The sequence below is a fragment of the uncultured Martelella sp. genome (genome assembly GCF_963677965.2).
Taxonomy (GTDB): Bacteria; Pseudomonadota; Alphaproteobacteria; order Rhizobiales; family Rhizobiaceae; genus Martelella; species Martelella mangrovi.
Window position 1 is genome coordinate 1,221,605 of sequence record NZ_CAXXFM010000001.1, and the last position, 12,622, is coordinate 1,234,226.

The window sequence follows — 12,622 nt, forward strand, 5'->3', positions numbered from 1 at the left end:
ACAATTATGGCCAGGCGAAAGGCGCTTGTGGTTTACGGCGGCATGGAGCTTCACACACCCAGACAAGGAGCGGAAACCGTTCGTCATATTCTGGAGGAACATGATTTTGCAGTTGAGGTGACCGACGACTATGACGCGCTCGGCGCCGAAGATGTCGGCACCAATGCGCTCGTGGTGCCGGTGATCACCGATGGCGAACTTGAAAAGGACAGGATGGCCAATCTGATCGCGGCAGTGCAGGCCGGAACCGGTCTTGCCGGTTATCACATGGGGCTTGCGACCAGCTTCCGCTCAAGCGTGCCGTTCCGCTATGCCGCAAGCTGCTACTGGGTGTCCCATCCCGGCAATATCATCACTTACACGGTCGATGTCACCCGCCCGGACCATCCGATCATGGCGGGCATAGAGAGCTTCGAACACACATCGGAGCAATATTACCTGAATTACGACCCCGCCGTCGAAGTGCTGGCGACCACGACATTTTCCGGCGAATTCCACCCCTGGCGCAAGGATGTCGTCATGCCGGTGGTGTTCACCACGACACATGGCCAAGGCAGGGTGTTTTACTCCTCGCTCGGCCACACGGCCGACGAGCTCGACCTTCCCGAAGTGCGCGCCATATTAACCCGTGGCCTGCTCTGGGCAGCCCGGGCGCTGTAACCGCGCCCAGCAAAACGCCCAGGCGCATGCCGGCGTCCCTGACCGGTTGTGAGCGAGGCCGACACCCTTTGGGCGTTTCAGACTGAAATAAACAAGAAAATGGTGATCCCGACGCGATTCGAACGCGTGACCCTCAGATTAGGAATCTGATGCTCTATCCTGCTGAGCTACGGGACCACTCGCCTCTCAATACAAAAGCGAGGGCTTGATGAAAAGCCCTGATTTGCACGAATGCGGCGATGGCCGCTTATTCAGCAAGTCGCGTTTCGACAAGGCGGACCCAATAGGAAATGCCGTAGGGCAAAGCCGCATCGTTGAAATCATATTCGGCATTGTGAAGCTCGGCCGTGCTGCCATTGCCCATCAGGATGAAAGCGCCCGGGCGCGCTTCCAGCATGTAGGAAAAATCCTCTGCTGCGGTCCATGGCGCAAATTCCTTGTCGACGGCATCTTCACCCGCCACGGTTTGCGCGGCGGCAATGGCATGGCGCGTTTCTTCCGGGTGGTTGACCGTCGGCGGATAGTTGCGGACATAGCTCACTTCCGCCACGCCGCCATGGGAAACAGCCGTCATTTCGGCAATCGCCTTGATCCGCCGCTCGGCAAGATCGCGGTGTTCGGGCGTAAAGGAACGCACAGTTCCGCCAAGCTCGGCCTCGCCGGGGATGATATTGTGGGCAAAGCCCGCATGAAACTCCGTGATCGAGACCACCAGCGCGCCCACCGGATCGGCATTGCGCGAGACAATGGTCTGAACCGCATTGACAATCTGGCTGCCGATCACGATCGGATCGACCGATTTTTGCGGTTGCGCGGCATGCCCGCCATCGCCCTTGATCACAATCCGGAATTCGTCGGTCGCAGCCATGATCGGTCCCGGACGGATGGCGAATGTGCCGACCGGCCGGCCGGGGAAGTTGTGCATGCCATAGACCTCGGCAATCGCAAAACGCTCCATCAGACCGTCGTCGATCATCGCCTTGCCGCCGGCCCCACCTTCCTCCGCCGGCTGGAAGATCAGCACCACAGTGCCGGCAAAGTTGCGGTTTTCGGCCAGAAGGTTTGCAGCCCCCAGAAGCATCGCCATATGCCCGTCATGGCCACAGGCATGCATCTTGCCGTCCGTTTTCGAGGCCCATTCCTTGCCGCTCTGCTCGGCAATCGGCAGGGCATCCATATCGGCACGCAGCCCGATCGTGCGCGCACCGGCGCGATTGCCGCGGATCACCCCGACAACACCGATCCCGCCAACGCCCTCGACAACCTCATCGACACCGAAAGACCGCAATTTGTCGGCAATGAACGCCGCCGTATCGACAACGTCATAAAGGAGTTCGGGATGCTGGTGGAGAAACCGCCGCCATTTCGTGGCTTCATCCTGAAGTTCTGCGGCACTGTTCAACACCGGCATTAAGCATACCCCTGAAAATTTTCGAAATTCATTGTAAAAGACGCTAATAGATGTGGGATCGGACATATCCGCACACAAGGATTTTGCCTTTCAAGGGGTATATCGATAAGAAGCATCAGGCAAGTGGAGAAGCTTCGTGTTTCAAATGATACCGTCAAGACCCGCGCACGGACGGCTGAGCGCCCTGATCGCTTTATGGATCGTCACCACCACGCTTGCGATGTGCGGCGCTGCGGGGACAGCCTCTGCCAACCCCTATATCATTGTCGATGCCCGGACGGAGCGCGTGCTCGCCGCCGATGAACCGTTCAAACGCTGGTATCCGGCCTCGCTCGCCAAGCTGATGACGGCCTATCTGGTGTTTGAGGACATGAAGGCCGGGCGGCTCGACCCCGAGGCGACGATCACATTCTCGGCGGCGGCGGCCAACGAACCCGCCTCGAAAATGTACTTCGCCCCCGGCACCAGAGTGACCGTCGACAACGCGCTCAAGATGATGCTGGTGCATTCGGCAAATGATGCCGCCCGCGCTGTCGCCGAACACGCTGTCGGCGGACGGCAGGCCTTCATCGACCGGATGAACAACACCGCCAAGAGGCTCGGCATGACGGATACGCATTTCGTCAACGCCAACGGCATGAACTCGATGAGCGACCCGCAACCCGGCCAGCATACCACGGCCCGCGACATGGCCGTGCTGGCCATCGCGATTGAAAAGACCTTTCCGGAATATCTCGATTATTTCGACATTCCCGGCATTGCCACCGATAGCGGAAAATACCGCAACACCAATCTCCTGATCGGCAATTTCGACGGTGCCATCGGCATGAAGACCGGTTTCGTCTGCGCCTCGGGCTATAATCAGGTGTCTTTTGCCAAACGCAAAGGCCGCGAAGTCGTCGTTGTCGCCTTTGGCGCGCCGAGCGTTCCCGCCCGGGCCGAAAAGGCCGCCGAACTGCTGCAACGCGGGCTGACGGCAACCGAGCGCAACGGCCCGAGACTGGACAGCTATCTGCCGCCGCCGGCGCCGGAAAGGCCAGTCGCCGACGTCACCAGCGCGATTTGCAGCGCCGAAGCGGTCCAGAACCGGGTCATCCTGCGGGATGACGACGGCAATCTGATGTTTTCCTCGCCCTATCTGAAGCCGCTTTCGAAAGACTTTGCCACGGTCGATGCCTATCGCCTGCCCAACGATACGGAAATGGCGGCAAGCACGCTCGATGATCTGAAAGCCGTGCCGCTGCCCTATGCCCGGCCCGTCCAATAGCGCAATCCATGTACATGCCCCCTGCCCCCATTCCCGTTTCGATCGTCACCGGTTTCCTTGGCGCCGGCAAGTCGACGCTGTTGAACCGGCTCCTGCAAGATCCCGCGCTGAGCGATGCCGCAGTCATCATCAACGAGTTCGGTGAAGTCGGCATCGATCACCTTCTGGTGCAAGGCTCTTCAGATTCGATCATCGAGCTGTCCAACGGATGCCTGTGCTGCACGGTGCGCGGTGAACTGATCGACACCCTTGCCGACCTGCTCGACCGGATCCAGACGGAAAAGGTGAAACCGGTCAGCCGGGTCATCATCGAAACCACCGGCCTGGCCGATCCGGTTCCGGTTCTGCTGGCGATCATGGCCCATCCGGCCATCGCCATGGCATTTCGCATCGATGGTGTGGTGACCCTGGTCGATGCGCTGACGGGCGCCGATACGCTGGCCCGCCATGACGAGGCCGTGCGCCAGGCGGCCGTTGCCGACCGGCTGGTGATCACCAAGACCGATCTGGCGGCCTCCGCGGATCGTGACGATCTCGTCAGAACGCTGGAACGCCTCAACCCGATGGCCGAGATCATCGATGTTGCCGATGCGCCTGCGTCCGGGCCTGCTCTTCTGGTGACGGGCCTGTTCGACCCGGCCCGCAAGGCGCCGTCTGTCGGCGAATGGCTTGCGGCGGAAGACCACCAGCACAGCCATCACCACCATCACGACGTCAATCGCCATGGCGAACACATCCGCGCCTTCGCGCTCACCGCCGGCAAGGTGGCGTCGCCGGCGGCGATCGAGGCGTTTCAGCACCGGCTTGCCGCCGAATATGGCGACAATCTTCTGCGTCTGAAGGGTGTTGTCGCGCTTTCCGGCGATGACCGGCCGCTGGTGGTTCACGGGGTGCGGGACATGGTCTACCCGCCAAGCCGGCTTGCAGCGCAAAGCGGTGCGGAAAACTTTCAGACCCGGCTGGTGGTGATCACGCGCGATCTTCCGGAAACGGTCGTGCGGGAGCTTTTCGAAACCTATCTCGACCGCCCCGGCATCGACCGGCCCGACCGGGCCGCGCTCGATGACAACCCGCTTTCGGCCTTCGGCTTCAAGGCATAGAGCGTTTCAGCCCCGCGCGATAACAAAACGATGGCCTGCGTCTGTCTCCTCGGTGGAGATCAGTCTGTGGCCGCGCTCATTGCACAGATGCGGAATGTCGATGACGGCCAGCGGATCACTGGTCTCCACGGCAAGCAATGCGCCCGATGCGAGGGCTGCAAGGCGCTTTTCGGCCTTGAGCGCCGGCAAGGGGCATTTCAGCCCGCGAAGGTCGTAGGTTTCGAAAGCGTGCCCTGCCGGGGTCACCAGAACTTCCAGAACGGCTTGTCCGCCTTCGGCTCCGGTGCAGGCTCCGCATAAGCCGCCATCGGGCTTCGCTGCGGAATCGGCACATTGGACGCCGCCGGCAGATCGGTCGGCACATCGGGAATGGCTGCCGTCTGGGTCACCGTATCGATTTCAACCGGCGTTTCCAGTGGCCCGTATTTGGTCAGGCGGTATTTCTCGATCGAGACATAACGTCCGGCTTCCAGCGACGAACCCGTGGGCTGGTAGAGCGGATCGGTCGGGTCCTTGCGCTGATCGGCGACAAGCGCCTTGCGTTCGGCTTCGCTCGGATCGACCCAGACCTTGTCGTCGTTTTCCGCCAGCGCCTTGTCGAAAGCGTCCTGGTAATCGGTGCGATATTCGGCCAGCGCCATCATGTGCTGCGAGGGAATATTGGAGGCGAGCACCGGGCAGGCCTGATCGGAAGCCAGCGCGGCGCCATTGGCCGGGTCCTTGTTGAAGACATATTTTCCGCTGCAGATATCGACATCGGGGACCTGCTTGGTGACCTCGAAATAGTCGTATCCTTCCTTCAGCATCTGCCAGAAGGGATAGTTCTCGTTGTAGCGGTGGCGCACCATGTTTTCCGCGGACATCCGGAAGGGATAGGCCTGCAGCATGATCGACTGCTGGCCGCCGGAAAAGGCGTCGCGGGCAAAGGCGAATATTTCGAGGATCTGCTCGTCGGTCATCGAATAGCAGCCGCGCGAGGAACAGGCGCCGTGGATCATCAGGTTGGAGCCGGTCAGCTTGTTGGCGCGGTCGTAACGGTTGGGATAGCCGGTATTGATGGCGAGGAAGTACTGCGAATAGGGGTTGAGAAGCCCCTTGGAAAGCGGATAGAAGCCTTCCGGCGCCTGACGGTCGCCTTCCTTCTTCTTCGGGCCAAGCTTGCCGGACCAGGCGCAGATCTCGTAGCTTTCGAGTTCGCCATAGGTGCCGTCGCGCTTCTGTTTCCAGATTTCGAGAACGCCTTCTTCCTTGAAGATCCGGATGGTAATCGGCGCAAGCTTGTCCATGTCCTGGGCGCGCATCTTGGCGACCATGGAAGACGGCAGCGAGTAGTTCATCTTCTCCTGCACAGTGGAGAAGTCGGTGCTGTCAAAAAAGCTGTTGCAGCCCGTCAGCGCCAGTGTGGCGAAAACCATGGGGGCCAGGACATTCAAACGCATGGATAGAACCTGCCGGATTTTGCCTCAAAACGCAACGCCTCAGCCGTCACGTCGTCAAAGATCATCATGCACAGCCAAACTTCAAGAAAGCGTTAACCGTTTCTCGCGATTGGCGCAAGCAGGACGTCTCTCACCTTTAAGGCAACAGCAAAAGTTCAGAGATTGCGTCCGATCGCGAGGAATTTCTGGCGACGCTCATTGCGGACCTCATCGGCCGACATGCCGTCAAATTCCGCAAGGCCGTCGGCGATCTGATCGCCGGAAGCATCGATCACCGTTTCGGCATTGCGGTGCGCACCGCCGACCGGTTCGGCAACGATCTGGTCAACCACACCAAAGTCCTTCAGGTCGCGGGCGGTGATCTTCATATTGGTCGCCGCTTCCTTGGCGCGGGCGGAATCGCGCCACAGGATCGAAGCCGCCCCCTCGGGCGAAATCACCGAATAGATCGCGTGTTCGAGCATGTAGACACGGTTTGCCGCCGCAATCGCAATCGCACCGCCGGACATGCCCTCGCCGATGACCAGCGTGATCATCGGCACGCCGATCCTCAGACACATCTGTGTCGAACGGGCAATCGCCTCGGCCTGGCCACGCTCTTCGGCGCCCACGCCGGGATAGGCGCCCTGGGTATCGACCACGGAGATCACCGGCAGGTTGAAGCGGTCGGCAAGCTCCATGACACGGATCGCCTTGCGGTAGCCCTCCGGCCGCGGCATGCCGAAATTATGCTTCAGGCGGCTTTTGGTGTCGTGGCCCTTTTCCTCGCCGATCACGGCGACGGGACGGCCGCGAAAGCGCGCGAGACCGGCCTGAATGGCAGCGTCCTCACCGAAATTGCGGTCGCCGGCCAGCGTGGTGAAATCGGTAAACAGGCGCTTGGCATAATCGACGAAATGCGGACGCTGGGGGTGGCGGGCAACCTGCGCCTTCTGCCACGGCGTCAGCTTGGCGTAAATCTCGTTCATCGCCTCGCTGACACGGGTTTCAAGGCGCGCAATCTCCTCGGAGGTGTCGATGCTTTCGCCGTCCGAGGCTAGCTTTTTCAGCTCGATAATCTTGGCTTCCAGATCGGAAATCGGCCTTTCGAAATCGAGATAGCTGTACATTGTCGAACTTTCCGTGGGTTAACGAATATGCCCGGGACCGCCGCCCAAAGGCTGTTTATGACGATTGAGTGCCGCTTATTCCCGTTTTTTAGCATCTTTTGCAAGGGGGTGATGCATTTCCACCAATTCCCGCAACCGTTCTTCCAGAACATGCGTATAGATCTGCGTGGTTGAAATATCGGAATGACCGAGCATTTCCTGCACCGCGCGCAGGTCTGCGCCATTTTGCAGAAGATGGCTTGCAAAGGCGTGTCGCAGCACATGTGGCGAAATCGCGGTGGTTTTCAACCCCGCCCGCGCGGCAAGGCCCTTCAAGTCACGGGCAAACACCTGCCGGGAAAGATGACCGTCCGCCCCCCGGGAGGCGAAAAGATGGGGATTATCGTCATCGCTTCCCTCCGAGCGCGCCTTGCGCAGCGCATTGAAGGCCATCAGCGCCTCATGGGCACGCAGCGACAGCGGCACCGCCCGCTCCTTGTTGCCCTTTCCCCTGATGGTCAGAAAACGCTGATTGGGTTTCAGCGCCGCCGCCGGCAAGCTCACCAGTTCGGAAACCCGCATGCCGCTGGCATAGAGCGTTTCAAGCAGGGCGGACATCCGCTTGCGCTCGAACTGTCCGGGCCCCGCCTCGCCTGCCTCAAGGCTGGCGCGATCCAGAAGCTTGTCGACATCGGCAACGGAAAGCGTCTTCGGCAGGGGATGGGCCTTTTTCGGCGCATCGATGACGCCGGTCGGGTCGTCCTCGCGCATCCCTTCGGCATAGAGAAACCGGTAGAACTGGCGAAGGGCCGAAAGCCGGCGCGACTGCGAACTTGCGGCAAATCCGCGCTTGCCCAGTTCTGCCAGATAGGCGGTGATATCCACCGTGCTCGCCGCGTCGGCGGCAACGCCGCGATCGGTCAGAAAGTCGCGGAAGTCGTCGAGGTCGCGCTGATAGGCGGCAAGCGTGTTGTTGGCCGCGCCGCGCTCTGCACTCAACATCTCGATAAAGGCTTCGATATGTGCGCCGGAAAGATCCAATGGCATTATCCTGTTGGGGCTGGAGCCCGAATTCTTCACCGTCCGGCTTGACGCCCTTCCAGCATTTGCCGATACGTGGCTGAAAACAATGGGCGGACTATGAACGCAAAGCAAGATACCGGCAAACCCGGGCTGAGGCAAAAGGCGCTTGCCGGGCTTGCCGGCCGCAATCTGATACTGGTCGGCCTGATGGGCGCCGGCAAGAGTGCGATCGGCAAGCTGGTGGCAAACGCGCTCGACCTGCCCTATGTCGATACCGACCACGAGATCGAGGCCGCCGCGCGCATGACCATCGCCGATCTGTTCGTGCAATATGGCGAGCCGGAATTCCGCGCTCTGGAAACCCGGGTCATCGAACGCATCCTGACGGAGGGGCCGGCCATCGTTTCCACCGGCGGCGGCGCCTTCGTCAATCCGGTCAACCGCGCGCTGATTTCGCAATCCGGCCTGTCGATGTGGCTGAAGGCCGATCTCGAAACCCTGTGGGACAGGGTGCGGCGGCGCCAGACCCGCCCGCTTCTGAAGACCGAAAACCCGAAACAGACGCTGAAAGACCTGATGGACAGGCGCTATCCGGTTTATGCCGAAGCGGATATGACCGTATTGTCGCGCAATGTCCGCAAGGAAACGGTGACGCGCGACGTGCTGAAGGCCCTGGCGGCCCTTGACGGAGGAAAGACGAGTGAAGAGTAAACAGGTTACCGACAAACGTATCGTCCGTGTGGATCTCGGCGAGCGTAGCTATGATATCCTGATCGGGTCCGGCCTGTTGCAAAGTGCTGGCGGCGAAACGCTGGCGCGGCTTGACTGCCGCAAGGCAGCAATCATCACCGACACCAATGTCGCGCCGCTTTACCTCGACACCCTGACCGAAAGCCTTCAGACCGACGGGATCGAGACATTTTCGCTCACCCTTGCCGCCGGCGAGAAGACCAAGAGCTTCGAAAACCTCCAGACCGCCGTCGACTTCATCCTCGATGCCCGCATCGAACGCTCTGACGCCGTGATCGCGCTTGGCGGCGGCGTGATCGGCGATCTGGCAGGGTTTGCCGCGTCCGTCGTGCGCCGGGGCGTGCACTTTGTCCAGGTGCCGACCTCGCTGCTGGCCCAGGTCGACAGCTCCGTCGGCGGCAAGACCGGGATCAACACCCGCCAGGGCAAGAACCTCGTCGGCGCTTTCCACCAGCCGCATCTGGTGCTGGCCGATACCGATACGCTCGACACGCTCAGCCCCCGCGAATTTGCTGCCGGTTATGCCGAAGTGGTGAAATACGGCCTGATCGACCAGCCCGATTTCTTCCACTGGCTGGAGAAGAACCGGAAGTCCATCTTTTCCGGCGGCACGGACCGGGCGGAGGCGATTGCACGTTCCTGCGAGGCCAAGGCCGCCGTTGTGGCCGCCGACGAGCATGAAAACGGCGCACGGGCGCTGCTGAACCTCGGCCACACATTCGGCCACGCGCTGGAGCGGGCGACCGGCTATGACAGCGCCCGCCTGGTTCACGGCGAAGGCGTTGCCATCGGCATGGTGCTGGCGCATGAATTTTCCGCGCGCATGAACCTTGCAAGCCCGGATGATGCGCACCGCGTTGCAGCGCATCTGCGTGATGCCGGTCTGCCGACCGCGCTGGGCGATATTGACGGAAGCCTTCCCTCACCCGATATATTGATGGATGCAATCGGGCAGGACAAAAAGGTAAAGGGCGGGAAGCTGACCTTCATTCTGACGCACGGCATCGGCAAATCCTTCATCGCCGATGACGTACCGTCGTCGGAGGTGCTGGCTTTCCTCACGGAAAAACACTCCCAATGACGATGAGCGATATTTCGCACTTCTTCGGCGAGTACGGGTTGATGATGGCCATCATTCTTGGCCTGATCGTCATATCCGCATTCTTTTCTGGTTCTGAAACCGCGCTGACGGCGGTTTCGCGGGCGCGTATGCACACGCTCGAACAACAGGGCGACCGGCGCGCGGGCTTCGTCAGCGTCATGATCAGCCGCCGCGACCGACTGATCGGCGCGCTGCTGATCGGCAACAATCTGGTCAATATTCTCGCGTCGTCGCTGACGACGACGCTGTTTTTGAAGATTTTCGGCGCAAACGGCGTTGCCTACGCCACGCTGATCATGACCGCGCTTCTGGTGGTCTTTGCCGAAGTGCTGCCGAAAAGCTGGGCAATCTCGGCCACCGACCGCTTTGCGCTGACCGTCGCCCCGCTGGTGCGGGTGCTGTTTTTCGTGATCGGCCCGCTTTCGAGCCTGGTCAACATGATCGTCCGCGCCATTCTCGGCATTTTCGGGGTCACCCTGTCCAAGGGCGGCGGCATGCTGACGGCGCATGAGGAATTGCGCGGCGCGGTCGATCTGCTGCACCGCGAGGGCTCGGTGATCAAGGCCGACCGTGACCGGCTCGGCGGCGTGCTCGACCTCGGCGAACTCGAAGTCTCCGACGTGATGATCCACCGCACCGCCATGCGCGCCGTCAATGCCGATGATCCGCCGGAAGTGGCCATCAAGACGGTGCTGGAAAGCCCCTATACGCGGCTTCCCGTCTGGCGCGGCTCGATCGACAATATTATCGGCGTGGTCCATTCCAAGGATCTGTCGCGGGCGCTGGCCGAACCGCACGCCGCCCCTTCCACGATCGACATCGTCAAGGTGGCGCAAAAGCCGTGGTTTGTGCCCGACAGCACCAATCTGAAGGATCAGCTCAACGCCTTCCTGCGCCGCAAGGTGCATATCGCCGTCGTCGTCGACGAATATGGCGAGGTGCAGGGCATCGTCACGCTTGAGGATATTCTGGAAGAAATCGTCGGCGATATCTCCGACGAGCACGATCTGGAAATTTCCGGCGTGCAGCAGGAGGCCGACGGCTCGATCGTGGTGGACGGCACCGTGCCGATCCGCGACCTCAACCGCGCGCTCGACTGGACATTGCCGGACGAGGAAGCGACCACGATTGCCGGTCTGGTGATCCACGAAAGCCAGACGATCCCCGAGGAGCGCCAGTCCTTCACCTTTTACGGCAAGCGCTTCATTGTGATGAAACGGGAAAAGAACCGGATCACCAAGCTCCGGATTCGCCCGCTAGGCGGCGCGGCAGCAGAGACATCACCGGCGGAGTGAGCGTTAAAAGTCGTGCGGCAAGGCGCCTAAGTTTGTCGACAAACCCCTCCCCGCACTCCGGGTCAAGCCCGGGCATGATCCATGTGGGTGGGGCAACAGAAACGGCAACGTCGCCGGCGAGGTGAGCCGGGAAACGATACGACCGCCTCCGGCTACTGGTAAAGTCTATCCCCTCGGGCGACGTCATCCTCGGGCTTGTCCCGAGGATCTATCCACCTATCCATACGGATGGAGTCGCCGCTTTGCAGCCGACTATCCCATCCATTTGACACGCCTGTCGCGGCGAGACGTGGTTAGATGCTCGGGACAGGCCCGAGCATGACGGAAGAAAATGGCGCAGGCTTTGTCCATAAAAACAGGGCGCCGGCTGCCCCGCCTCTTACCACCGCGTCTTCTCGCCCGGCGCTGCCGCTTCGATCGCCAGCGCGTGCAAACCGTCGGCGATTTCACCGGCCAGTGCCTCATTGACGGCACGATGACGTGCAACACGGCTTAACCCTTCGAACTTGCCGGACACGATCCGAATCCTTAAATGGGTGACTTCGGGAGCGTTCGGCTCATGATAGTGGCTGGCATGCCGGGCACTTTCGTCCATCAGCACCAGCCGTTCGGGGTTGAAAAGGCTTTTCAGCCTGTTTTCGATTTCGGCGGTTGACGACACTGTCTGCTCCTGATTTCTGTCCCTGCTTCGCGCTTTGCGCGTTAACGGTTCAGGAAGCCAGTAAGAAATCCCGTTGTCAATTCTTGTTGTGACGGGGCCACAAGGTCATAATCAAGCACCATGAATCTTGACTCCAAATATTTCGATCGTCTCCGCACGAAGCGCAAGCGCCCGGCATCGGCCAAGACCGAGGCGGAATCCGCTGCCGCTATCTGCCAGTGGGACGGCTGCAACAAGCCCGCCAAGCACCGCGCGCCTGTGGGCCGCAATGCCGAGGGGCAGTTCTTCATGTTCTGCTTCGAGCATGTGAAGGCCTACAACAAGGGCTACAATTATTTCGATGGCCTGTCCGACGGCGAAATCGCCCGCTACCAGAAGGAAGCGCTGACCGGCCATCGCCCGACCTGGACGGTCGGCGTCAACGGCGATGCGCGCAAGACGCCCATCAACGGCTCGAAAAAAGCCGGCAGCACCGCGTCATTTTCGCACATGCGCGACCCCTTCGGCTTTGTCGACGACGACAAGGGCGGCGCACCCAAACGCCCGCGACATCAGCGCAAGCTCAAGACGCTTGAGTCGAAGGCCTTCGACACGCTGGGGCTGACCGGCGAAGCAAGCCCCGACGACATCAAGAAACAGTACAAGGCACTGGTCAAGAAGCACCACCCCGATGCCAATGGCGGCGATCGCGGCTCGGAGGAAACTTTTCGCTCCGTGGTGCAGGCATACCAATTGTTAAAGCAGGCCGGCTTCTGCTAGACCGCTATTGATCGAGAAGCAGCACAGACGTTTGAGCGGCTTTTTTGAAAGGCCGCGCTGGAGACAT

13 protein-coding genes and 1 tRNA gene are annotated in these 12,622 nt (G+C 60.7%); 7 read left to right on the forward strand and 7 right to left on the reverse strand.

The window, feature by feature from the left end; all coding sequences use genetic code 11:
• Positions 1 to 6 precede the first annotated feature (6 nt).
• A complete protein-coding gene (locus ACHZCU_RS05840; protein WP_319518031.1) occupies positions 7 to 660 on the forward strand; it encodes a ThuA domain-containing protein in 654 nt (217 codons plus the stop codon).
• A gap of 100 nt (positions 661 to 760) precedes the next feature.
• Here the strand turns inward: ACHZCU_RS05840 and ACHZCU_RS05845 are convergent.
• Positions 761 to 837, reverse strand: a tRNA-Arg gene (locus ACHZCU_RS05845).
• A gap of 70 nt (positions 838 to 907) precedes the next feature.
• Positions 908 to 2,071, reverse strand: a complete 1,164-nt coding sequence (locus ACHZCU_RS05850; protein WP_319518032.1) for a M20 aminoacylase family protein — start codon at positions 2,069 to 2,071, stop codon at positions 908 to 910.
• Between the two features lie 145 nt (positions 2,072 to 2,216).
• Between ACHZCU_RS05850 and ACHZCU_RS05855 the strand changes: the two genes are divergently transcribed.
• A complete protein-coding gene (locus tag ACHZCU_RS05855; RefSeq protein ID WP_319519751.1) occupies positions 2,217 to 3,338 on the forward strand; it encodes a D-alanyl-D-alanine carboxypeptidase family protein in 1,122 nt (373 codons plus the stop codon).
• Between the two features lie 8 nt (positions 3,339 to 3,346).
• Positions 3,347 to 4,438, forward strand: a complete 1,092-nt coding sequence (locus ACHZCU_RS05860; RefSeq protein WP_319518033.1) for a GTP-binding protein — start codon at positions 3,347 to 3,349, stop codon at positions 4,436 to 4,438.
• Positions 4,439 to 4,444: 6 nt separating this feature from the next.
• Here ACHZCU_RS05860 and ACHZCU_RS05865 read toward each other — a convergent pair whose 3' ends face one another.
• From ACHZCU_RS05865 to xerD, 4 genes are all read right to left on the reverse strand, one after another.
• The gene (locus tag ACHZCU_RS05865) at positions 4,445 to 4,684 is read right to left on the reverse strand and encodes a sulfurtransferase TusA family protein (protein ID WP_319518034.1); all 240 of its coding nucleotides are present in this window, start codon (positions 4,682 to 4,684) and stop codon (positions 4,445 to 4,447) included.
• Complete coding sequence (locus ACHZCU_RS05870) at positions 4,681 to 5,877, reverse strand: murein L,D-transpeptidase family protein (protein ID WP_319518035.1); 1,197 nt, start codon at positions 5,875 to 5,877, stop codon at positions 4,681 to 4,683. Before ACHZCU_RS05870 ends, ACHZCU_RS05865 begins: the two co-directional genes overlap by 4 nt.
• 155 nt (positions 5,878 to 6,032) lie before the next feature.
• On the reverse strand, positions 6,033 to 6,986 hold the full coding sequence (locus ACHZCU_RS05875) for an acetyl-CoA carboxylase carboxyltransferase subunit alpha (RefSeq protein ID WP_106307525.1): 954 nt from the start codon (positions 6,984 to 6,986) through the stop codon (positions 6,033 to 6,035).
• Between the two features lie 75 nt (positions 6,987 to 7,061).
• Positions 7,062 to 8,012, reverse strand: coding sequence for a site-specific tyrosine recombinase XerD (xerD, locus tag ACHZCU_RS05880; RefSeq protein WP_394706029.1), 951 nt, complete (start codon positions 8,010 to 8,012; stop codon positions 7,062 to 7,064).
• 93 nt (positions 8,013 to 8,105) lie between these two features.
• On the opposite strand from xerD, the gene ACHZCU_RS05885 reads away from it, so the two are divergent.
• From ACHZCU_RS05885 to ACHZCU_RS05895, 3 genes are read left to right on the forward strand one after another with little or no spacing between them, the layout of a single operon-like run.
• Entirely contained in the window at positions 8,106 to 8,699 is a 594-nt protein-coding gene (locus tag ACHZCU_RS05885) for a shikimate kinase (protein WP_106307531.1), read from the forward strand.
• The gene (gene aroB / locus ACHZCU_RS05890; protein WP_319518037.1) at positions 8,689 to 9,819 is read left to right on the forward strand and encodes a 3-dehydroquinate synthase; all 1,131 of its coding nucleotides are present in this window, start codon (positions 8,689 to 8,691) and stop codon (positions 9,817 to 9,819) included. Before ACHZCU_RS05885 ends, aroB begins: the two co-directional genes overlap by 11 nt.
• Before the next feature lie 41 nt (positions 9,820 to 9,860).
• Positions 9,861 to 11,135 (forward strand): HlyC/CorC family transporter, encoded by a 1,275-nt coding sequence (locus ACHZCU_RS05895; protein ID WP_394706101.1) that lies wholly within the window; start codon positions 9,861 to 9,863, stop codon positions 11,133 to 11,135.
• Between the two features lie 379 nt (positions 11,136 to 11,514).
• Here the strand turns inward: ACHZCU_RS05895 and ACHZCU_RS05900 are convergent, their stop codons facing one another.
• On the reverse strand, positions 11,515 to 11,796 hold the full coding sequence (locus tag ACHZCU_RS05900) for a BolA family transcriptional regulator (protein ID WP_106307537.1): 282 nt from the start codon (positions 11,794 to 11,796) through the stop codon (positions 11,515 to 11,517).
• A gap of 120 nt (positions 11,797 to 11,916) precedes the next feature.
• Here ACHZCU_RS05900 and ACHZCU_RS05905 point away from each other — a divergent pair, with 120 nt between their 5' ends.
• Positions 11,917 to 12,555, forward strand: coding sequence for a J domain-containing protein (locus ACHZCU_RS05905; RefSeq protein WP_319518038.1), 639 nt, complete (start codon positions 11,917 to 11,919; stop codon positions 12,553 to 12,555).
• Positions 12,556 to 12,622: the final 67 nt, after the last annotated feature.